This window comes from Gilliamella sp. Pas-s27, from assembly GCF_009795865.1.
Taxonomy (GTDB): Bacteria; Pseudomonadota; Gammaproteobacteria; order Enterobacterales; family Orbaceae; genus Gilliamella.
On record NZ_WTEW01000022.1, the window covers coordinates 1 to 23079 of the forward strand.

Consider the following 23079-nt stretch of genomic DNA (forward strand, 5'->3'; position numbering starts at 1 on the left):
ATAAAGCAGGCAGAATTATATTATAAAAAGGTTGAAAGAGAGGATAATGCCAAAGCCTATGCTAGTGCGCAATTGAATTTAGGTACAATTTATGAATATGATAAAGAAGATATAAAGCAGGCAGAATTATATTATAACAAGGTTGAAAGAGAGGATAATGCCGAAGCCTATGCTCTAGCGCAATTGAATTTAGGTAGGATTTACCATTTTAATGAAGATAAAAAAAATATAGCAGAGGCAGAATTATATTATAAAAAGGTTGAAAGAGAGGATAATGCCAAAGCCTATGCTCTAGCGCAATTTAATTTAGGTAGGATTTACCATTTTAATGAAGATAAAAAAAATATAGCAGAGGCAAAAGAATATTATAACAGTGTTAAAAAAGAGGATAATGCCCGAGTCTATGCTAAAGCGCAATTTAATTTAGGTAGGATTTACCATTTTAATGAAGATAAAAAAAATATAGCAGAGGCAGAATTATATTATAACAAGGTTGAAAGAGAGGATAATGCCAAAGCCTATGCTAGTGCGCAATTCTTTTTAGGTACAATTTATGAATATGATAAAGAAGATATAAAGCAGGCAGAATTATATTATAACAAGGTTGAAAGAGAGGATAATGCCAAAGCCTATGCTCTAGCGCAATTTAATTTAGGTAGGATTTACTATTTTAATGAAGATAAAAAAAATATAGCAGAGGCAAAAGAATATTATAACAGGGTTAAAAAAGAGGATAATGCTGAAGTCTATGCTCTAGCTCAATTGAATTTAGGTTTTATTTACCAAGATGATAAAAATGATCCAGAACTAGCCGTTCAGTTTTTTTCACAAGCTCGTGATAGTGGAGTGCCATTAATTTCTAGTTATGCAAATTATTGTTTAGGTGAATATTTTTATTTTAACCAAAAGGAAAAATATTATGAAAAATCAAAAAATTATTACCAACTAGTAAATTATTCTAATAGAACAATTTATTTAAATCTGGATATTTTTAAAGCATATATTGTTGCACAAATTATGTTAGCCGTATCTAATATTGAAGAAAACGATTTATTTAAAACTAAAGAGGAACGAGATAATTTAGTTATCAAGCCTATTTGTCAAATAAGAAAATTAACTGAGAAAATTCAAAAGGAATTGCTTGTTACTTTTAAATTAGACGAGTCAGAAAGCGAACAAGGACAACAATTTGAACGACGGGTTGCACACTATACCAATCCTAGCGTGTTATTTGAGCTTTTAAAAAATGATAGTCATGTTCGTTTAAATGTTGTCGATTTTATGAATGATCCAACCGAAAACCAACTACTCAGCAATTGGTTAGGTATGAACAACGATCCCAATAGTGAAATAAAAAGTTTTTTAACCAGTTTTACCTTTAACCATAACTGTTTAAATCAATTTCGTTTATATGGCAATGAAAACAATATTATTGGTTCAGGTGTTAGTCTGGTGTTTAATCAATTTTTTTTTGGCAAGAAAGTTGAAAGTAGCATCAATCCTGATAGTGTTGCTCTTTTAAGTTATGATACAAAAGTGAAAGTAACCAAAAGCGATTCTGAAGAGAATAAAGATAAAGATGATGGAGACTCTAACAATATATGTTCTTTAGAGCTTTTACCATTATTCCGTTGTCTCTATTTTGATCCTAATAGTAAATATATTAGTATTGCAAAACGTAATAAATTTTCTTTTTACTTGGAACACCAAGGTAGTCCACCTGAGACGATTGAGGATCAATGGAATAATTATATAGATTCATTGGGTGAAGAAGGTAAAATAGCAAAAATTCGAGTTAATTTAAATAAGATAAGGAAAATCATTACAGCTTTAAAAGCAAAAGAGGAGTTAAAAGCACTTAGCAATCTCGATCAATTAATCAATTTAGCAATAATGCCCATTTCTTGCTTAATTAAACATGCGGCGTTTGAAGACGAAGATGAATGCCGAATGATTTATATTACCCATATTGCTGATAAAAAAATTCAAGCACCAGCTAATTATGATTATGCCAATAGTTTGTTTGTGAATTATGGTCAAAAAGTAGAAGGTTATCTTGATAAGATCTATTTAGGACCACAGTGCCAACCTTATCATAAATTATGGATCACAAACCATGTTAGGAGGCCGAAATCAGAATCAAAACTTAAGCACATTAAAGTTGTGCAATCGGAAATGCCATTGCGTTAATTTTGGTAAAAGGACGCATACATTTTTGTTGTGTCCTTTATAAAAAATCACAATCACTCACCCATAGCAATTTTATTGCTGTGCACAAAATATTCACTTGACATTGCATCACTGAACTAGTTTAATAGTACAAAATTTATTTTTAATCGATAAAAATTATGAAAGCACAATATTTACATCTTATTACTCGTCAATTCACTCGCTTTGGTTGGTGGCGTATGACTTTTTGTGGGTGATGTAATGAGATTATCTTATTTTACGAAACCCGTTTTATGCGGGTTTTTTAGTTTTTGGATGTTAAACGAATCAGTCTAAATAAAAATTTAAACAGTAGAGAGTCAACAATGAATAAGCCGACATTAACACAAATAACCCAAACCATCGGTTATTATCAAGATCCAACCCAAGTGTTTTATCAGTTATGTAATAGTAAACCGGCAACATTGTTGCTTGAATCAGCCGAAATTGATAATAAGCAAGGGATTAAAAGTGTAATGATTGTTGATAGTGCAGTGCGTATTACGGCAATCAACAATGAAGTCACTTTCCATGCGTTAACCTCTAATGGTGAAAAGCTGTTACCGTTATTACAACAGGCTTTTGCGAATAATGTTGTGGAGCAACGAGTAAATGAGCAAAAGTTAACGTTAGTTTTTCCGACTATTGATAATTTGCAAGACGAAGATTCACGTTTAAAATCGCTATCTGTCTTTGATGCATTAAGAATGCTGTTAACTGTAGTAAATCTACCTTTGACAGCAAGCTCTGATGCGATTTTTGTCGGGGGATTATTTGGTTATGATCTTGTCGCTGGATTTGAAAACTTACCTAAGTTACCTAATGAGCAGCGTTGTCAAGATTTCTGTTTTTATTTAGCTGAAACATTACTAGAAATTAATCACAAAGATCATAAATCCATTTTAAAAACGACGGTTTTTACTTCTGATTCAAAAGAAACTGAGCGTTTAACACAACGGTTAGCTAATTTACAAGTAACATTAAATAGCCCAATGAAAACCATTCATACTCAGTCCCTTGCTAATATCGATGTGACATGTAATAAAAGTGATGATGATTTCAATACAGTTATTAAAAAAATGCAAGATGCAATTGAGCAGGGAGAAATATTTCAAGCTGTGCCTTCGCGGCGTTTTAGTTTACCTTGTCCACAACCGTTATCGGCTTATCAGGTATTAAAAACCAATAATCCAAGCCCTTACATGTTTTATATGCAAGATAGTGATTTTGTGTTATTTGGCGCCTCGCCTGAAAGTGCACTTAAATATACTAAAGCAACAAATCAGATTGAGATATATCCCATTGCAGGAACACGTCCACGAGGTCTAACTGCTAATGGCGATATTGATTATGATTTAGATAGTCGATTAGAACTCGAAATGCGTACCGATAAGAAAGAACTGGCAGAACACTTAATGTTAGTCGATTTAGCGCGCAACGATTTAGCGCGTATTTGTAAACCCGGTACTCGTTACACCAAAGATTTGTTAAAAGTCGATCGTTACTCTTTTGTGATGCATTTAGTTTCAAGAGTTGTTGGGCAACTGCGTGATGATTTAGATGCCCTTCATGCCTATCAAGCAACCATGAATATGGGAACTTTAACTGGGGCACCTAAAATTAGAGCCATGCAATTAATTGCTGAGTCTGAAAAAGTAAAACGTGGTAGTTATGGTGGTGCAGTAGGCTATTTTACTGCTAATGGCGATCTTGATACCTGTATTGTGATTCGTAGTGCCTATGTAGAAGATGGCATAGCGACAGTACAAGCTGGTAGTGGTGTTGTTTTAGATTCGGAACCGCAATCTGAATCAGATGAATCACGAAATAAAGCACGAGCAGTTATTCGAGCTATCATGGCAGCGCATAATGTAGAAGGTGTATTCTAATGGCTAATATCTTATTTATTGATAATATTGATTCTTTTACTTATAACTTGGTCGATCAATTACGTAATAGTAAGCATTGTGTGACGATTTATCGAAATACTATTCCGGCTGATGTGATTATTGAAAAATTATCGCAAATGCAAAACCCTATTTTAATGTTATCACCAGGTCCAGGAGCACCAAGTGATGCAGGATGTATGCCAGAGCTGTTAAAACGTTTAAAAGGTAAATTGCCTATCATTGGTATTTGTCTTGGTCATCAAGCTATTGTGGAGTCTTATGGTGGTAGTATTGTACCTGCTGGTGATATTTTACATGGCAAGGCATCGCTGATTGAGCATGACGAGCAAGCCATGTTTAAAGGGTTACCAAATCCGTTACCTGTTGCACGTTATCATTCTTTAAAAGGGGAGAATATTCCCAAAACACTTACTATCAATGCACTTTGTAATAATGTTGTTATGGCGGTGCGTAATGATGAAGATCGCATTTGTGGTTTTCAATTCCATCCAGAATCGATTTTAACTATTCAAGGCGTAAAATTATTAGAGCAAACGATAGAGTGGGCACTTACGCCACCTCAAAAAGAAGAAAAACCAAAACAAGAAGCCATTGTCGATAAACAAGAATACAATGTTCAATCCATTTTAAATAAATTATATTTGGGGCAAGTGCTCACTCAAGATGAGAGTAAAATCCTTTTTAATTTAATTATTCAAGGTAAGATTGAACCCACCGTCTTGGCTACCGCAGTGATTAGTATGAAAGTTCGCGGTGAAAAACCTGATGAAATTGCAGGTGCCGCTCAAGCCTTACTTGAAAATGCTGATGCTTTTGATATTCCCGATTATGATTTTACTGATATTGTAGGGACAGGTGGCGATGGTACCAATAGTATTAATATCTCAACAGCGAGTGCTTTTGTAGCAGCAGCATTGGGCTATAAAGTGGCAAAACATGGTAATCGTGGGGTATCAAGTAAATCGGGATCTTCGGATGTATTATCTGCTTTAGGTATTAAATTGAATATGCCAGCTCAAGCATCTCGTCAAGCATTAGACGAACTTGGAGTATGTTTTTTATTTGCGCAGCAATATCATTCAGGATTCCGTCATGCAGCACCAATTCGCCAACAGTTAAAAACGCGTACCATTTTTAATGTACTAGGACCATTAATAAACCCATCTCGTCCTAAACGTATTTTATTAGGCGTGTATCATCCTGATTTAATTAAACCAATTGCTGAAACGTTAAAAATGTTGAACTATACCCATGCTTATGTGGTGCATGGTGCAGGAATGGACGAAGTTGCTATTCATGGTGAAACTCAAGTTGCCGAAGTTAAAAATGGCGAAATCCATTACTTCTCAATTACTCCTGATGATTTTGGTTTACCAACATTTACCTTAAAAGATATTGAAGGCGGGACACCAGAGCAGAATCGTGATATGTTGATTGCCATTTTACAAGGTCATGGTAAACCAGCTCATCAGGCAGCTATTGCGGTTAATGTTGCGATGTTAATGAGTTTGTTCGGTGAGGAAGACTTAAAACAAAATGCGCAGCGTGCAATAGAAATGATGCACAGTGGTAAAGCTTATACGCTATTACAACAATTAGCAGCAAGATAATGAGTGGAGAATAATATGGCAATTGCAGCATTAGTAAAAAATGTTGAAATGGCAACAGTATTGAAAAAAATCATTGAGGATAAACAAATTTGGTTAACTGAGCAGCAAGCAGTAAAGCCAATTAATACCTTTAAATCAGCGATATCCCCTAGTGATCGCAATTTTTATCAGGCGCTAAATCAACCTAAAACTGTCTTTATTTTAGAATGTAAAAAATCGTCACCATCAAAAGGATTAATTCGAGATGACTTTAATCCCGCAAGTATAGCTAAGGTTTATAAAAATTATGCTTCGGCTATTTCGGTGCTGACAGACGAAAAATATTTTCAAGGTAGTTTTGAATTTTTACCCATAGTTCGAAATGAAGTTACACAACCTATACTTTGTAAAGATTTTATTATTGACGAATATCAGATCTACTTGGCACGTTATTATCAAGCTGACGCAATACTTTTAATGCTATCAGTATTGACGGACGATGAGTATCGTCATTTAAGTCATATTGCTCATCAACTTAATATGGGCATATTGACTGAAGCCAGCACCGAAGACGAAGTTGAACGAGCAATCGATCTTGGGGCTAGAGTGATTGGGATTAATAATCGTAATTTACGTGATCTTAGCGTTGATTTAAATCGCGTAAAAAACTTATCTAAATTGATTCCTAATGATCGTATTATTATTAGTGAGTCAGGAATTTATACTCACAATCAAATTAAAGATCTTAGCCATTATGCACATGGCTTTTTAATTGGCAGTGCGTTAATGTCAGAAGCCAACTTAACGTTAGTAATTCGCAAAGTAATGTTAGGGGAAAATAAAGTCTGTGGCTTAACCCGTGCGGAAGATGCGGTTAGTGCTTATCAAGCCGGTGCGGTTTATGGTGGTTTGATTTTTGTTACAAATTCAGCGCGTTATATCCAACCCATTAAAGCAAGAACAGTTATTGCCGCAGCACCACTTAACTGGGTTGGGGTTTTTCGCAATGAAGATATTGAAACCGTATGCCAAATAGCAAAACAGTTATCTTTATATGCAGTGCAATTGCATGGGGATGAAGATGAAAACTATATCAAAACATTGCGCCAAGAATTACCCAAAACTTGTCAAATTTGGCAAGCATTAAGTATTGATGGTGCTGTACCTGAACATGCCAATTCATTAGTGTCTCGTTATATCTTTGATCACGGTACTGGCGGTACAGGGAAAAGCTTTGATTGGTCGCTACTTGATAATCAAGATCTAAATAATGTCATTTTAGCTGGAGGCATTAATCCAGAAAATATCAAATCAGCTTTAGCGACGAATGTGATTGGTGTTGACCTTAATTCAGGGGTTGAAGTTTCACCCGGGGTTAAAGATAAACAGAAGATCCAAGCAGTATTTGAAAAAATTTAATTTTTTAATTTAAAAAGGAATGGTTATGTCTAAATTAAATCCTTACTTTGGCGAATTTGGTGGGCAATATGTTCCTCAAATATTAATGCCAGTACTTGAGCAACTTGAGGATGCCTTCATTTCTGCAATAAATGACCCAAGCTTCCAAAAAGAGTTTAATGACCTATTAGTTAATTATGCTGGTAGACCAACCGCACTGACATTATGTAAAAATTTAACTGCAGGAACTAAAACTAAGCTTTATTTAAAACGAGAGGATTTAGTTCATGGTGGTGCACACAAAACAAATCAAGTATTAGGGCAAGCCTTACTTGCCAAAAGAATGGGAAAAACCGAAATTATAGCTGAAACAGGCGCAGGTCAACATGGTGTTGCATCAGCCTTAGCTTGCGCATTACTTGGTTTAAAATGCCGAATTTATATGGGGGCAAAAGATGTTAAACGCCAAGCCCCAAATGTGTTTAGAATGCGATTAATGGGGGCAACAGTGATCCCTGTTGAAACGGGATCAGCAACTTTGAAAGATGCCTGTAATGAAGCATTGCGAGATTGGTCTGGTAGTTATGAAAAAGCCCACTATATGCTTGGTACAGCAGCTGGACCACACCCTTTCCCCACAATTGTGCGTGAATTTCAACAGATGATAAGCCGTGAAGCTAAACAGCAGATTCTTGAAAAAGAAGGACGCTTGCCTGATGCTGTTATTGCTTGTGTTGGTGGTGGTTCAAATGCTATTGGGATGTTTGCTAATTTTATTGACGATAAATCGGTTAGATTAATTGGTGTTGAGCCTGGAGGGCATGGTATTGAATCAGGTGAACATGGCGCATCGCTTAAACACGGCAAATTGGGGATTTATTTTGGTATGAAATCGCCAATGATGCAAACCGACGAAGGACAAATCGAAGAATCCTATTCAATATCAGCAGGGCTTGACTTCCCATCGGTTGGACCACAACATGCTTACTTAGATAGCATAGGGCGAGCTGATTATGTTTCTATTACTGATGAAGAAGCGTTAGAAGCATTTAAAGCCTTATCACGTAGTGAAGGCATTATTCCTGCATTAGAATCATCGCATGCATTAGCCTATGCAATGAAAATGATCAAAGAAAACCCAACTAAAGATCAGCTATTAATTGTTAATTTATCAGGTCGTGGTGATAAAGATATCTTTACCGTTTATGATATTTTAAAAGCAAAAGGAGAAGTGGAATGAACCGTTATCAAAAACTGTTTACTAAGTTAACAGCTGAAAAACGAGGTGCCTTTGTTCCTTTTGTTCCTATTGGTGATCCAACACCAGAATTGTCGCTTAAAATTATTCAAACATTAATCGAATCGGGTGCTGATGCGTTAGAGCTTGGAATTCCATTTTCAGATCCCATGGCCGATGGTCCAACTATCCAAAATGCCAATATTCGTGCATTTAATGGTGGAATAACGGTTGAAAAGTGTTTTGATATCTTAACCAAGATTAGATCGCAATATGCTGATATTCCAATTGGGTTATTGATTTATGCTAATTTAGTTTTTAAAAAAGGTATTGATAATTTTTATGCCAAATGTGCCAAGGCAGGGGTTGATTCAGTCTTAATTGCTGATGTCCCTGTTGAACATTCATCAGAATTTACAAATTCTGCCGAAAAATACAATATTGCTCCTATTTTTATTTGTCCTCCTAATGCTAACGATGAAGTCATTAAAAATATCGCAAGTCAAGGCAAAGGCTATACCTATTTGGTATCAAGAGCAGGAGTCACAGGTACTGAAAATCGTGCCAATAAACCACTTGCACATTTATTAAAGAAATTAACTGAATTTGGTGCACCACCAGCGATTCAAGGATTTGGTATTTCAGATCCTGAACAAGTGGCCCAAGCCATTAAATCAGGTGCGGTAGGCGCAATCAGTGGCTCAGCAACGGTTAAAATTATTGAGCAAAATCTTAATAATTCAGAACAGATGCTTAGCCAGTTAGCCCATTTTGTTAAAACAATGAAAAAGACAACTAATAAGTAATTTATGTAAGTAATTTATGGCAATGAGTTATAGGCACAATAGTTGCATTGAAAATCAAATTATTGTGCTTATAAAATTATTGTGCTTATATAAACTCAGCTATTATTTCATTTTAAGGAAGCAGGCCCCCATACAATGTTAAACACGAAAAAATTAATGTGTAATATTTTTTGTGATTTTAAACATATTAATAAAACTACCGTGATTTCCAGTTGCATTTTATTCAAAATACCGTATAATTCTCACTCATCTATCGCGGGGTGGAGCAGCTTGGTAGCTCGTCGGGCTCATAACCCGAAGGTCGTTGGTTCAAATCCAGCCCCCGCAACCACTTAAATTTTCATTCATAAACCAATCTACCCTTTTTTATTTATGAAAGTTCGAAACAAGTGGCTTCATTATAGTTAGTATTTAAATGTAAGCCTCGCATGTCGAGGTTTTTTTTCGTGTTATCATTTAAACGTAAGTTTAAAAAAATGTTGGGCTTTATGCCCTTTTTTATTTTCTGCAGTGGAGGTTTGTTTGGCTAATATAGAACAACAATTAACCGGCATTATCCAAGAGCCAGTTAATGCACTTGGTTTTGAATTAGTCGGGGTTGAATATATTCGTGGTCGTTATCCTGTATTACGAGTCTATATCGATAGTGAAAATGGTATAACGGTTGATGATTGTGCTGATGTTAGCCGACAAATCAGTGCAGTTCTTGATGTCGAAGACCCTATCAAAGATGCTTACAATCTTGAAGTTTCATCGCCAGGAATGGACAGGCCTTTGTTTACGCTTGAACATTATCAGCGTTTTATCGGCGAAGAAGTTACAGTGAGTCTGCGTATTCCTGTTGCTAACCGTCGCAAATGGAAAGGACGAATTAAGTCTATCGACAGTGAAATGATCACATTAACTGTTGATGATAATGATGAAGTGTTTGCTTTTAGCAATATACAAAAAGCAAACATTGTACCTAATTTTAACCTTAAATAGAGTACGGATGTAAAAGGATGAATAAAGAAATTTTAGCTGTTGTTGAAGCAGTATCAAACGAAAAAGCGCTTACGCGCGACAAAATTTTCGAAGCACTAGAGACTGCATTAGCAACGGCCACTAAAAAGAAACATGCTGTTGATATTGATGTTGTCGTAAAAATTGATCATAAAACTGGTGACTATGACACATTCCGCCGTTGGCTAGTTGTTAATGACGTTACGCAACCAACGAAAGAAATGACGCTAGATGCAGCACAATACGAAGACCCATCAGTACAACTAGGTGATTATGTTGAAGAACAAATTGAATCCGTTGCTTTTGATCGTATCACCACGCAAACGGCTAAACAAGTGATTGTACAAAAAGTACGTGAAGCAGAACGTGCCATGGTAATTGACATGTTTAGACATCGTATTGGCGATATCGTGACAGGTATTGTTAAAAAGACCAATCGTGATAGTGTGATTCTTGATTTAGGCAACAATGCTGATGCTATGATGTCACGTCATGACATGTTACCGCGTGAAAATTTCCGTATTGGTGATCGTGTTCGTGGTATTTTATATCTTGTAGAGCAAAATAATAAACCTGCCCAACTTTGTATTAGCCGTTCAAACCCAGAAATGATGGAAGAATTATTCCGCATTGAAGTGCCTGAAATTGGTGAAGAAACGATTGACATCAAAGGCGTGGCTCGAGATCCAGGTTCCCGTGCTAAAATTGCCGTAAGCAGTAACGACCGCCGTATTGATCCTGTTGGAGCTTGTGTAGGAATGCGTGGTGCACGTGTGCAAGCCGTATCTAATGAGTTCGGTGGTGAACGTATTGATATTGTTTTATGGGACGACAACCCAGCACAATACGTTATTAATGCTATGGCTCCAGCCGACGTGGTTTCGATCGTTGTTGATGAAGATAAGCACACCATGGATGTTGCGGTTAATGTCGACACTCTACCACAGGCCATTGGTCGAAACGGTCAAAATATTCGCTTAGCATCGCAACTTACTGGTTGGACATTAAACGTAATGAGTACCGAAGATTTACAGGAAAAACATCATGCTGAATCTTTTGCGGCAATCAGTAATTTTGTAAAACATTTGGATATTGAGGAAGACCTTGCTCAATTATTGGTTGAAGAAGGTTTTACTTCGCTTGAAGAACTTGCCTATGTACCGGTTGATGAATTGCTTGAAATCGAAGAACTTGATGAAGATCTGATTGAAGCATTAAGAAGTCGAGCAAAAGATGCATTAACAACACTTGCACTAGCAAATAGTGGTGAAAAACAACCAGCTCAAGATTTACTAAATCTACCTGGTATGACACAAGAGTTAGCTTATCAATTAGTACAACATGACATCATTACTTTGGAAGATTTAGCAGAACAAGGTACTGATGATTTAGCTGATATTGAAGGTATAACAAAAGAACAAGCTGGCGATTTTATTATGGCTGCACGTAATATTTGTTGGTTTGCAGATGAATAATTGAGGAAAAGTAATACATGACCAAAGTATCAATCGAAACACTGGCTAAAGAGATCAACACTCCAGTGCAAACTCTTTTGCAACAGTTTGCCGATGCGGGGATGAACAAATCTGCATCTGATACTGTGACACAAAAGGAAAAAGAAGCTTTGCTTGCTCACTTAAAACCTCAGCAAGGCCCAACAAAGTTAACATTGCAACGTAAAACGCACTCAACCTTGAATGTGTCGAGTGGGGGTGGCAAAAGCAAAGAAATTAAAGTAGAAGTTCGTAAAAAACGAACTTTCGTTAAACGCGATCCCGCCGAAATTGCCGCAGAGCAAGAAAAGGCTCGCCTTGAAGCTGAGCAAAAAGCCCAAAAAGAAGCGGAGGAAAAAGAAAGACTAGCCGCACAAGAGGCAAAAAAACGCGAAGAAGCACAAGCTAAAAAGCGTGCACAAGAAGAAAAGGCAAAAGCAGCGCAAGAACAATCTACTGATCCAAAAGTAAAAAAAGCACAAGAAGAAAAAGCACGATTAGAAGCGGAAGCAAACGAAATTAAACGTAAAGCCGAAGAAGAAAATCGTCGAAAATTAGAAGAAGACGCTAAACGTATGGCTGAAGAAGCACGTAAATTAGCGGAGCAGTATAATGATGTTGATGAAAGCGAAACTACCGAAGAAGAAGATTATCATGTAACAACATCGAAATATGCCCGAGCAGCTGAAGATGACACCGACCGTGAAGTTGAAAGCGCACGTGGTCGAGGTCGCAGTGGTAAACAGAATAAACAGAAAAAAGGTAGCAAATTATCAGAAGGTAAAGCAGAACGCGAAGAAGCACGAGCAGCAACTCGCAGTGGTCATAAAAAGAAAGGTAAAAGTACCTTACAACAAGGCTTTAACAAACCAGTGCAAGCGGTTAATCGTGATGTTGTGATTGGTGAAACGATCACAGTTGCTGAACTTGCAAACAAAATGGCAGTAAAAGGCTCTGAAGTGATCAAAACCATGATGAAAATGGGGGCAATGGCAACCATTAATCAAGTTATTGATCAAGAAACTGCGCAATTAGTTGCTGAAGAAATGGGGCATAAAGTGGTATTACGTCGTGAGAATGAACTTGAAGAATCACTCATGAGCGACCGTGATACAGGGGCTGAAAAGGTTTCTCGTGCACCAGTTGTTACTATTATGGGACACGTAGACCATGGTAAAACCTCATTACTTGATTACATCCGTAAAGCCAAAGTCGCATCAGGCGAAGCTGGCGGTATTACTCAGCACATTGGTGCTTATCATGTTAAAACTGCAAGCGGTGAAATTACCTTCTTAGATACTCCAGGGCATGCGGCATTTACCTCAATGCGTGCTCGTGGTGCTAAAGCTACTGATATTGTGGTACTTGTTGTTGCTGCCGATGATGGCGTGATGCCACAAACAATTGAAGCTATTCAGCATGCTAAAGCCGCAAATGTACCAATCGTTGTTGCTGTTAACAAAATTGATAAACCAGAAGCCGATCCTGAACGGGTAAAAGGTGAGCTTGCACAATATGGTGTAATGTCAGAAGATTGGGGTGGAGATACTCAGTTTGTTCATGTTTCAGCAAAAGCGGGAACAGGTATTGATCAACTACTTGAGGCGATTTTACTACAAGCAGAAGTTCTTGAATTAACTGCATACGAAACAGGTATGGCAAGTGGCGTGGTAATTGAATCATTCCTTGATAAAGGTCGTGGTTCGGTAGCAACTGTTCTTGTTCAATCAGGTACTTTGCGTAAAGGTGACATCGTTCTTTGTGGATTTGAATACGGACGTATCCGTGCAATGCGTAACGAACTTGGTAAAGAAGTGACTGAAGCAGGTCCATCAATACCGGTTGAAATTCTTGGCTTATCTGGCGTACCATCTGCCGGTGACGAAGCTACTGTTGTGCGTGATGAAAAGAAAGCCCGTGAAGTTGCCCTTTACCGACAAGGTAAATTCCGTGATGTAAAACTTGCTCGTCAACAAAAAGCGAAACTTGAAAATATGTTTAGTAACATGACTGAAGGGGATGTTTCTGAACTTAATATTGTCTTAAAAGCAGACGTTCAAGGTTCTACTGAGGCGATTTCCGACTCATTACTTAAACTATCTACTGACGAAGTTAAAGTTAAAATTATTGGATCTGGCGTAGGTGGTATCACTGAAACAGACGCATCACTTGCTGCGGCATCGAATGCGATTATTTTAGGTTTCAACGTACGTGCCGATGCCTCTGCGCGTAAAGTGATCGAATCAGAAAACTTAGATCTACGTTACTATTCTGTTATTTATGACTTAATTGACGAAGTTAAACAAGCAATGAGTGGTATGCTTGCACCAGAATATAAACAAGAAATTATTGGTCTTGCTGAAGTGCGTGATGTGTTTAAATCACCTAAATTTGGTGCTATTGCTGGCTGTATGGTCACTGAAGGTGTGGTTAAACGTCATAACCCAATTCGTGTACTGCGTGATAACGTTGTTATTTATGAAGGCGAACTTGAATCATTACGTCGCTTTAAAGATGACGTTAATGAAGTGCGTAACGGAACAGAATGTGGTATTGGTGTGCGTAACTACAACGACGTTCGTGTCGGCGATACGATCGAAGTCTTTGAAACCATCGAAATCAAGCGTACTATCTAATTATTACGCAACATGTTATAAGCAAGGTTTTAGGCCTTGCTTATTCATTTTTTAAGGAAAATAGATATGGCAAAAGCATTTAATCGTTCATCTCGAGTAGGACATGAACTACAAAAAGAAATTGCAATTATCTTACAACGAGAAATTAAAGATCCTCGTCTTGGTATGGTAACGGTTTCAGGTGTTGATATCTCTCGCGATCTTGCCTATGCTAAAGTGTTTGTCACTTTTTTAAATGACGACGATCCTCAAGTGATTGAACAAGGTTTAGCGGTACTTAATGACGCTAAAGGTTATATTCGCACTTTAATTGGCAAAGCGATGCGTTTACGAATCATTCCCGAAATCAAATTCCTTTACGACGAATCGCTAGTTAAGGGGATGCAAATGTCGAGTTTGGTAGCAGATGTTATCAAACAGGATAATGAACGTCATAAAGATTAATATTAAAAATAGCCCTGATTTTGTCAAAAATTTCAGGTAACTATATATTTGTGTATAAAATAAATGATGAATATAAAAAAAACTCGCCGTGATCTTCACGGCGTTTTATTACTAGACAAACCACAAGGCATGACATCTAATGATGCATTGCAAAAAGTAAAATGGTTATTTAACGCTAAAAAAGCGGGGCACACAGGTGCGCTTGATCCATTAGCGACAGGCATGTTACCTATTTGTTTTGGCGAGGCAACCAAGTTCTCGCAGTATTTATTGGATTCAGATAAACGCTACCGTGTGATTGCCAAACTTGGTGAACGAACCGATACATCTGATGCTGATGGTCAAATTATTTGTACTAAACCAGTCAAAGTGACTGAATTACAAATTAACCAAGCATTAACGCATTTTCGTGGCGATATTTTACAAGTGCCAACCATGTTTTCAGCACTAAAATATCAAGGAAAACCACTTTACGAATATGCTCGCCAAGGCATTGTCATTGAACGTGAAGCAAGACCTATTACCGTTTACGAAAATCGATTTATTGATTTTAATGCCAATAATCGTGAATTAACGTTAGAAATACACTGCTCTAAAGGAACTTACATTCGAACGCTCATTGATGATTTAGGTGAATTACTTGGTTGTGGGGCACATGTTATTTATTTAAGGCGTTTACAAGTATCCAATTACCCGATTGAAAACATGGTCACCTTAGAGCAGCTACAAAATATCGAACTTAAAGATGATTTACTAATGCCGATTGACAGCCCATTGCAAGAACGCCCAAAAATCATCCTTAGTGATGCGCAAGGTAAAGACATATTATTAGGACGAAGCATCGAACTTGAAAGCTCTGCGCAAGTTGAAACCTTAGTGCGAATTTATCAAGGTAAGCAATTTATCGGTGCAGGAATACAGCTGTATCACAAATTATCGCCAAAGCGTTTAATATCAACATTCATCAACTAGTTTTGCTTAGTTTAAAGCTAACCACAAAAAACAAGTTCTTCAAGCTAGTGGTTTTTAATGACTTGGTTAGATATGAAACGGTATAAAATCCTGAATCTTTTTTACAAGATAATAAGCAATACCAATGTAAAAAATGGGCAAATAGTACCGCAGAAGTTGTGATTGTAAACTAGATTCAGAAAATCTCTGCTTAAACTATAATTTTAATATAAAGACGATTTGGTACTGTGTTATTCTTACCAAAGCGAATGTACTACTTTTTGCTGTACTATTTTAGAGGATAGTTGCATTTACTTTTTCAAAATGAACAAGATTTTCATTAAAAATCTCTATTCCTTTGCTTTGTTCAAGTTGGGCTGTCATTTGCTATCCTTCAACTTGAAAACGTGTATTGTTTTCATCAATTTTTCATTTTTAATCAACATATTATGAAACACTCTTGTTGCCACAGAATTTGCTGCAATATCTATTTCTTCTAGTTTAGAAAATGTGCCTTGTTTAACCACAATTTTTACGGTTATTCCATTATATTTTGTGAATATCATTATCTTCATTATAATATGTGGAAATATGCAATAGCTGAAAAAATTAGGACATGCGAATTTTTGTTACAATTTTACTCACAATTGAATGCCTTATTATTTTTTCTAGACTTGGTCAAGATAGTAATCTTATACTTAGTGATCAAAAAATAACAACGTTTCTAATTATCGTTTTATTTATTTTTAATTCTCTTGTCGGTGTATCTTACTTACTAATCAAATTCAACAAAAAAAAAGGTGACTATATAACAATTACAATGTTATTTGCGATTATCTTTTTTATCCCGATAAATAACTCAATCATAGAAAATAAAACGCAAAATTATTTTGTGGCAAAAAAAAATCTTAAAGAGGAACTACTTGGCGATACTTTAAAACCTTTCTATCAAGATACTGGGACACCAGATGAAAAACGGATTCAAAATCTAAGAGAGAATTTCGCTGAAGGCTATGCAACAACCGATAAAAAATTTTATTATTACAAACCCAACTATGACAAACCAATTTGTCATAAATTTAAACACTCTTTTGTTACCAACGACCAAATGTACATTATTTTAACCTGCCAAAATCCAGATAACAGCGTACTAAGTTATGCGCTGGCTACCCAAAAAGGTAATTCCTCATTTATTAATCCTTGGTTTGGCGGAGGGTTAGATAACTATGAAGAATATTTTGTTCCAGAATATCCTTATGTTAATTTACTCAATGATGATGATTATAGCATTATCTATACAGATCCTGTTGATGGAACCAGATATGGTAAATATTATGACCAACTATATGTTATACTTATTCTAGATAGGAACAATAGTGAACTAAAATCCCATATTAGTGATAGTATTATTAAATTTCAAAAACAACATACATCCCAATTCCCCCATGATAAAGTAATTAAATTGGCTTACTATTTACTTGCCTCAAATCAATGTCAAGCAATAGAAAATGTTAGCTTATTTGGTAATGATAGGTTAATCATCAAATGTAATCAAAAATCTTTTACCGTCAATTATAAAAAACTTTATCAACCATCCTCCGCTCCATCTTTAGTGATTCCATTAGAAGTATTTGGTGAAAATCAAACGAATGATCAGCAAGACTGTTTAATTTGTGCTTGTTCAAAAACAGGTCAAGCAAATGTGGTAGAAGAACCTGATTTTGATGCATCAGAACTAAGAGAAAGTATTGCTGAACGATGTGAAAATGATAACAAGTGGCCTTATAATCAGTGCGTCGGTATTTATTATGAGAGTTTATTAAAAACCGATTTTGGTAATTACTTAAGAGTATCTATCGTCCATGTAAAAGAGGATACAAAAGTGGCTGAATGTATTGTGGAAGTGTCAGAAAAGAAGTTTACAGCAATACAAAAACAAACTGGACTGAAAACGGATGGCACTAGTCGCTTGTAGCACTTTCCGCCTCTAGTTGTAGTAGTTCAAATTTAACCTGACAATTCTAGTCCATATTAGAGTATTTGTTATTAAAAAGTGATAGTTAACTATGTCACTAAACATAAAAAACACATTAACTCACTATTTTTACTCACAAAAAATCAGTCAGAAAAGGTATTGATTTTATTTAAGTTTTTTGTAATGACAAAGATGATTTTGATAGCAAGGTTGGCAATAACACCGAATTAAAAGCAACAAACAAAGGCCCGTCTTAACCGACAAGTAGTAACAAAAAATCTACGAAGACGCCTACAACAAGCCCATGAACGAAAGGATGTCGGCGATGGGCAGTGACCGTCGCCAAGGCATTGATATGGTGGTTAGCATCATCAACGGCTTAATTGGTGGCAACATGATAGGACTTTATTTTTTGCTTTAACCTTGCACAAGGAAAGTCTGGTGCTGGAGTATCCCTTGCCAGTTTAGTGGAATGTTAGAAGTTATAACTCACAAATATTCTTTCATTCTTTTATATAAAAATTAGTAGTATAAAATTTACATTTAGCAGATGGAAACATAATATATATTGGACATTCTCCATTATCAAATTTTGTGTAATCAAAATAATATAAATCACGAAAATCTGTTTGAATAACAACAAGTTGAGTGTCCTTTAGTATATTGTTTTTCAGATCAATGAAACGCATAATCAACTGATTGTTATTTGAATTCGACGCTAAATTTTTTAACCGTGATATTTTTCTCTTATGATTTGTATTTATATCATAGCGGTGACTTCTGTACACTTTTTGGTGAGGATCAATCACGGATTTAAGAAGACAAATTAAAATTTGATTTTTTTCAAAAATAGCTGTCTCTTCTCTTGAGAAGCATTTTTAATTTGTCCCATATTTTTCCAAGTCACATTCTTAATTCCTAATTGTTTCAAAGTTGAATTAATAAAAACAGATTTAATGCTGTTTCCTGCAAAGAAACGGATAAACCAAGTAGGGGCATCAGAAGTGGTTAAAACTGTAGTTGAGTTGATATGATTAATCTTACCCTTTATTCCCGTTGGAGTATCAATGTAAGAAAAGTTCTTTTTAAATACTTTATCAATAAAACCTTTTAAGATCGCTGGTAAATCGTACCACCAAATAGGAAATATAAAAACGATATCAGATGCATCCGTTATCATTTTCTGATATTTTTCTACTAAAGGATCTGTTGTTTGTCCTGTACTGTATAACCTTAATTCTTCGGGAGTGTATATTGGATTAAAACCATCTTTATATAAATCAATAATATCAAAGTCTTTTCCGCTTTCTTTTAAAAGAGATACAGTTCTTTCCAAAATAGCATGATTATAGCTCTTTTCATAGGGATGAGAATAAATTATTAATGTTTTCATTGTAAAATCTCATTGTTTTTTAAAAATAAATTTGATCCTAGCCAAAAAATGGACAAAAGTTGCCTCTATGATATAAACAAAACTCATAGGAGACAAATATTATGGTGAAAAAGTTTAACATCGAATTCAAACAACAATCAGTCGATTATGTGTTATCTCTGGCACACCTTTCCATAAGTGAACTTAACCACCTAGGTGAGGTAAATCAACTCGACTCTAGATAAGTGGATTAGGCAACTTGCCCCAATAAAACCAGCCGTCGAGAGTCAACGGTTGAGCAACAGCGGATTATAACCTTAGAAAAAATTAAAGAACTGAAAATGACCAATGACACACTAAAAAGGCACATGTGTACTACATCAACAACCCAAGTCGCTGAAATACGCTTATATAAAAAATTATTTAACCTTCTATCCCATTATCAGGATATGCTCGTTACTTAGTGTCAGTATGTCGGGTTATTATGCTTGGCTAAAAAGCTCCAATAAATCAGTCAAACTTTACTTACAAAAAATTGGTCAGGAAAGACATTGATTTTATTTAAGTTTTTATATAACAAATAAAGTGGTAACAACTTTTGGGCTGTTTGTTAATTTTTTTGGTTTAAAGGTGTAATGGTGGGCATTTTTTCACAAAGATGGAAACGCCCATAACTACACTTTCGATCCTATTTATCTATTATACAAAAAAACTATCCCATCGAAATCACCCGATCAAACAACGGATTATCTGTCAATCGATGTGTCACCATTAGCAACGTTTTACCGTTACAGGTCTTTTTAATTAATTGAATCATTTGCTGTTCTGTTTGTTGATCAAGGCTTTCTGTTGGTTCATCCATTAAAATTAATGGCGAATTATGTAGCAATGCTCTTGCAAGACCAATACGGCGGATTTCGCCACCTGATAGGGAGCGACCACCTTGTCCAAGGAGTAAGTTTAACCCTTGTTCAGTGGTGAGCAGTTTATCGAGTTCGACTTGATGTAATACCGCTATGAGTTGTTCATCAGTTGCTCGTTGGTTTCCGATTAATAAATTGTGCCGTAGGCTATCACTAAAAATAGTAATTACTTGCGGAACAACGGCAATGGCTTGGCGAAGTGTGGGTTCATCGAGTTGGTTTATTGGTTTGTCGTTAATAAAAATTTCCCCCGAATTGGGTTCCCAACTGCGTGTGATTAAACTTAATAATGTGGATTTGCCACACCCCGTTTTGCCAATTAAGCCAATATGTTCGCCAGCTTTGACTGTTAAGGAAAAATCAGTTAATACCGCAAAAGGTTGATTTGGATAGCTAAAGTTGATGTTGTTTAACTGTAATTTAGCCGATTTTAGATCAATTGGTTGTCCTTGCGTTGTAAATTGTACATCAGGTTTTTGATTGAAAATAGCGGTAGTGCGAGTAGCCGATGTGAGTACTTGCCCTAAAAAGATAAAAGCGCCAGGAATGGGCATGAGTATTTCAGCACTGGCAAGACTGACAAAGACAAATAACGCCACTAAAGGCGATAGGGTGTATTGTGTGATTAGCCATAGTACTAATAAGGTTAAAAATCCTGCAATTAATAAGACAAGTGCACTTGATAGTGCCATTAGTGTTGATTGGCGTTGTTGGTTGTAAAGCCAACTCGATTCAAGTTCATTAAGTTTTGCACGATAGCGTGATTGTGCATTAAATAAAGTAAGTTCGGCTTGTCCTTGTAGGTAGTTAACTAATAGCAGCCGATATTCACTTTGTTGCTTTGCCAGTGTTATTCCTAATTGCTTACCTGCTTGATAAAAGATAACAGGCACCACCAGTAAGGTAGTAGTAAGAATAATACTGATGGTTAAAGCAATCGGTAAGTTTATATTTGCTAACCCAATAAATAAAATACCAATAGTAACAAGTGCGGTAACAATAGGCGAAAACAGTTTTAGATACAGGTGATCAAGAGCATCAATATCGACAATAAAGCGATTAAGTAAGTCCGCCTTTTGATATTGGGCAAGTTGATTGGCACTGAGTGGTAGTATTTTTTTAAACGCCAAGGCTCTTAAATAAGAAAGCAGTTTAAACGTTGTGTTGTGATCAACTAAGCGCTGCATATAACGGGCAGCGGTTCGCGTTATTGCTGCTGCACGTACGCCTGCTGCAGGTAGCATATAGTTAAAGGTATATAAGCCCGCTACACCAACAACAGCCGTGGAGGCTAAAAACCATCCCGATAATGATAGCAAAAATACGCTAGCAAATAGGGTTAGAATAGACAGCGATAATCCCAATAAAATTTGCCCAAAATAGTGTTTGTAAAGTGCAATATAGGGGCGCAGAGTAGTTAGCATGTACTCTCCTTGTTATGATAATGCAGTTTTCCTTCTGATAATTGCCATATTTGATCAAAATATTGCATATCATCATTTTGATGGGTGATGGTGATGCTATTTGTGGCGATATTTTGCTGATCTAAGTTTTGTATGGTTTGTTTATCTAAACTAGCTGTTGGTTCATCAAGGATCAATAGTTGGCAGGGTTTTAACATAGCTCGAGCTAATGCTATACGCTGTGCTTGTCCGACTGATAATCTAATGGCATCTTCTCCAACTTGTGTCTCTAAACCAGCAGGTAATTTGGCGATGACTTCGGTTAACTGCGATTTGTGAATCACTGTTTCAATTTCCTGTTCTGATGCATTTGGTTTACCAAGTAAAATGTTGTCACGCACTGAGCTGTTAATTAAATACGGACTTTGACCAATCCAGCTAATTTGTTGTTGCCAAGTTTTGATATCGAGTTGGTTAAATTCAATACCGTTAATTTTGAGTGATCCTTGATAAGGTAAAAATCCTAGTAAAACATGCATTAACGAGGTTTTACCTTCACCACTTTTCCCAATGAGTGCTAATTTAAAAGGCGCACGTAACGAAAATGATAACGGTCCAACAAGGGGGTGACCTTCGTTTGATATTACAACTAAGTTATCGGCCTGAATGGTTTGTAAGGATTGAGCAAATGGGATATTGGATAATGTTACGTTAGTGTGTTGTTGTGGTGATTTTTGGGTTAAGAATGCTTCGATATTGTCGGCAGCGGCAATGGCTTCGGCTTTGGCGTGATAATAAGTTCCTAGATCTCGTAACGGTTGAAAGTACTCGGGTGCTAAGATCAGCGCAAAAAATCCCGCAAATAAGGTAACTGTTCCGTTATAAGCACCAAAATTAAATTCGCCTAAATATGAAAAACCAAAATAAACGGCAACCACAGCGATCGAAATTGAAGTAAAGAATTCTAATACCGCTGATGATAAAAACGCCATTTTTAATACTTGCATGGTTTTAATGCGAAAATCTTCTGACGCTTTGGCAATTTCGTTGGTTTGTTTATCACCTTGGTTGAATAGGCGAATAGTGCTTAAACCTTTAAGGCGATCTAAGAAGTGACCACTTAAATAAGCAAGTGCTTTAAAATGACGGCGGTTAATATCAGCAGCACCCATGCCTACTAATATCATAAAAATAGGAATGAGTGGCGCAGTACAAAGCAAAATGGCTGCAGCAGCCCAATTAAATGGCAATATTGCAATACTGATTAAAATGGGCGTCATGCTTGCCAATCGCATTTGTGGTAAGTAACGAGCAAAAAAATCATGTAATTTGTCGACTTGTTCAATCAGCAAGGTGCTCCATGCACCAGTGGTGCTTTGATTTAAATAGGCAGGGCCATGCAGTTCAAGTTGATTAATTAATTGGTGCCGAATTTGTTGGCGAACTTTTTTACCTATAGCAAAGTTAATTTTTTCGCGTAGATAAACAAAACACGCCCGTATTAGCAGCACAGCCATTAGTGCACCCAAAAAGGGTAGAATGTCCACAAAATGGTGCTGCTCAATAATGAGTTTTTGTAAGATAATAGCAAGCAATCCAGCTTGGGTTATAACCAAGATTGTTAACATAAACCCCGTTAATGTTGACGCACGCAAATCACTTTTATGTTTTTTTGCCTGCTGTTTTAGCCAGCCTAGTAGATATGTTTGGCGTTTTTTATCTAATGACATGT

Annotated in this window: 15 protein-coding genes and 1 tRNA gene; 13 read left to right on the top strand and 3 right to left on the bottom strand. The window is 36.3% G+C overall.

The annotated features are described in order from the left end of the window. The 13 genes from GQ589_RS09045 to GQ589_RS09105 form a co-directional block, all read left to right on the top strand. Positions 1-2190: tetratricopeptide repeat protein (locus GQ589_RS09045; RefSeq protein ID WP_160425744.1), on the top strand; the 2190-nt coding region annotated here is incomplete at its 5' end. Positions 2191-2534: 344 nt separating this feature from the next. After that, a complete protein-coding gene (locus GQ589_RS09050) occupies positions 2535-4097 on the top strand; it encodes an anthranilate synthase component 1 (protein WP_160425746.1) in 1563 nt (520 codons plus the stop codon). Further along, the gene (trpD, locus tag GQ589_RS09055; RefSeq protein ID WP_160400448.1) at positions 4097-5728 is read left to right on the top strand and encodes a bifunctional anthranilate synthase glutamate amidotransferase component TrpG/anthranilate phosphoribosyltransferase TrpD; all 1632 of its coding nucleotides are present in this window, start codon (positions 4097-4099) and stop codon (positions 5726-5728) included. Before GQ589_RS09050 ends, trpD begins: the two co-directional genes overlap by 1 nt. 15 nt (positions 5729-5743) lie before the next feature. Beyond that, positions 5744-7126, top strand: a complete 1383-nt coding sequence (gene trpCF / locus GQ589_RS09060; RefSeq protein WP_160425748.1) for a bifunctional indole-3-glycerol-phosphate synthase TrpC/phosphoribosylanthranilate isomerase TrpF — start codon at positions 5744-5746, stop codon at positions 7124-7126. A 25-nt stretch (positions 7127-7151) separates the two neighbouring features. Then, the gene (gene trpB, locus GQ589_RS09065) at positions 7152-8345 is read left to right on the top strand and encodes a tryptophan synthase subunit beta (protein ID WP_160411343.1); all 1194 of its coding nucleotides are present in this window, start codon (positions 7152-7154) and stop codon (positions 8343-8345) included. Then, entirely contained in the window at positions 8342-9148 is an 807-nt protein-coding gene (gene trpA, locus GQ589_RS09070) for a tryptophan synthase subunit alpha (protein ID WP_160400451.1), read from the top strand. Before trpB ends, trpA begins: the two co-directional genes overlap by 4 nt. A 254-nt stretch (positions 9149-9402) precedes the next feature. Beyond that, a tRNA-Met gene (locus tag GQ589_RS09075) sits at positions 9403-9479 on the top strand. A 191-nt stretch (positions 9480-9670) separates the two neighbouring features. Then, positions 9671-10132, top strand: coding sequence for a ribosome maturation factor RimP (rimP, locus tag GQ589_RS09080; protein ID WP_160400452.1), 462 nt, complete (start codon positions 9671-9673; stop codon positions 10130-10132). A 17-nt stretch (positions 10133-10149) separates the two neighbouring features. Continuing rightward, entirely contained in the window at positions 10150-11625 is a 1476-nt protein-coding gene (gene nusA, locus GQ589_RS09085) for a transcription termination factor NusA (RefSeq protein ID WP_160400453.1), read from the top strand. A 17-nt stretch (positions 11626-11642) separates the two neighbouring features. After that, entirely contained in the window at positions 11643-14279 is a 2637-nt protein-coding gene (infB, locus tag GQ589_RS09090; RefSeq protein ID WP_160400454.1) for a translation initiation factor IF-2, read from the top strand. Between the two features lie 66 nt (positions 14280-14345). After that, positions 14346-14723 carry a 30S ribosome-binding factor RbfA gene (rbfA, locus tag GQ589_RS09095; RefSeq protein ID WP_160400455.1) on the top strand — a complete coding sequence of 126 codons (378 nt, stop codon included), beginning with the start codon at positions 14346-14348 and terminating at the stop codon, positions 14721-14723. Between the two features lie 63 nt (positions 14724-14786). Then, entirely contained in the window at positions 14787-15695 is a 909-nt protein-coding gene (gene truB / locus GQ589_RS09100; RefSeq protein ID WP_202115064.1) for a tRNA pseudouridine(55) synthase TruB, read from the top strand. A gap of 871 nt (positions 15696-16566) precedes the next feature. After that, on the top strand, positions 16567-17649 hold the full coding sequence (locus tag GQ589_RS09105) for a hypothetical protein (RefSeq protein ID WP_160425750.1): 1083 nt from the start codon (positions 16567-16569) through the stop codon (positions 17647-17649). 826 nt (positions 17650-18475) lie between these two features. Here the strand turns inward: GQ589_RS09105 and GQ589_RS09110 are convergent. The 3 genes from GQ589_RS09110 to cydD all read right to left on the bottom strand — a co-directional run bounded on the left by GQ589_RS09110 (position 18476) and on the right by cydD (position 23077). Beyond that, the gene (locus GQ589_RS09110; protein ID WP_160401513.1) at positions 18476-19042 is read right to left on the bottom strand and encodes an NAD(P)H-dependent oxidoreductase; all 567 of its coding nucleotides are present in this window, start codon (positions 19040-19042) and stop codon (positions 18476-18478) included. A gap of 691 nt (positions 19043-19733) precedes the next feature. Continuing rightward, a complete protein-coding gene (gene cydC, locus GQ589_RS09115) occupies positions 19734-21368 on the bottom strand; it encodes a cysteine/glutathione ABC transporter ATP-binding protein/permease CydC (protein WP_160411339.1) in 1635 nt (544 codons plus the stop codon). Further along, positions 21362-23077, bottom strand: coding sequence for a cysteine/glutathione ABC transporter permease/ATP-binding protein CydD (gene cydD / locus GQ589_RS09120; RefSeq protein WP_160425753.1), 1716 nt, complete (start codon positions 23075-23077; stop codon positions 21362-21364). Before cydD ends, cydC begins: the two co-directional genes overlap by 7 nt. Positions 23078-23079 lie beyond the last annotated feature (2 nt).

Bases quoted from the DNA above. Each gene is read 5' to 3' on its own strand.
- GQ589_RS09050 (WP_160425746.1), top strand. From the start codon at position 2,535: ATGAATAAGCCGACATTAACACAAATAACCCAAACCATCGGTTATTAT.
- trpD (WP_160400448.1), top strand. From the start codon at position 4,097: ATGGCTAATATCTTATTTATTGATAATATTGATTCTTTTACTTATAAC.
- trpCF (WP_160425748.1), top strand. From the start codon at position 5,744: ATGGCAATTGCAGCATTAGTAAAAAATGTTGAAATGGCAACAGTATTG.
- trpB (WP_160411343.1), top strand. From the start codon at position 7,152: ATGTCTAAATTAAATCCTTACTTTGGCGAATTTGGTGGGCAATATGTT.
- trpA (WP_160400451.1), top strand. From the start codon at position 8,342: ATGAACCGTTATCAAAAACTGTTTACTAAGTTAACAGCTGAAAAACGA.
- nusA (WP_160400453.1), top strand. From the start codon at position 10,150: ATGAATAAAGAAATTTTAGCTGTTGTTGAAGCAGTATCAAACGAAAAA.
- infB (WP_160400454.1), top strand. From the start codon at position 11,643: ATGACCAAAGTATCAATCGAAACACTGGCTAAAGAGATCAACACTCCA.
- rbfA (WP_160400455.1), top strand. From the start codon at position 14,346: ATGGCAAAAGCATTTAATCGTTCATCTCGAGTAGGACATGAACTACAA.
- truB (WP_202115064.1), top strand. From the start codon at position 14,787: ATGATGAATATAAAAAAAACTCGCCGTGATCTTCACGGCGTTTTATTA.
- GQ589_RS09110 (WP_160401513.1), bottom strand. From the start codon at position 19,042: ATGAAAACATTAATAATTTATTCTCATCCCTATGAAAAGAGCTATAAT.
- cydC (WP_160411339.1), bottom strand. From the start codon at position 21,368: ATGCTAACTACTCTGCGCCCCTATATTGCACTTTACAAACACTATTTT.
- cydD (WP_160425753.1), bottom strand. From the start codon at position 23,077: ATGTCATTAGATAAAAAACGCCAAACATATCTACTAGGCTGGCTAAAA.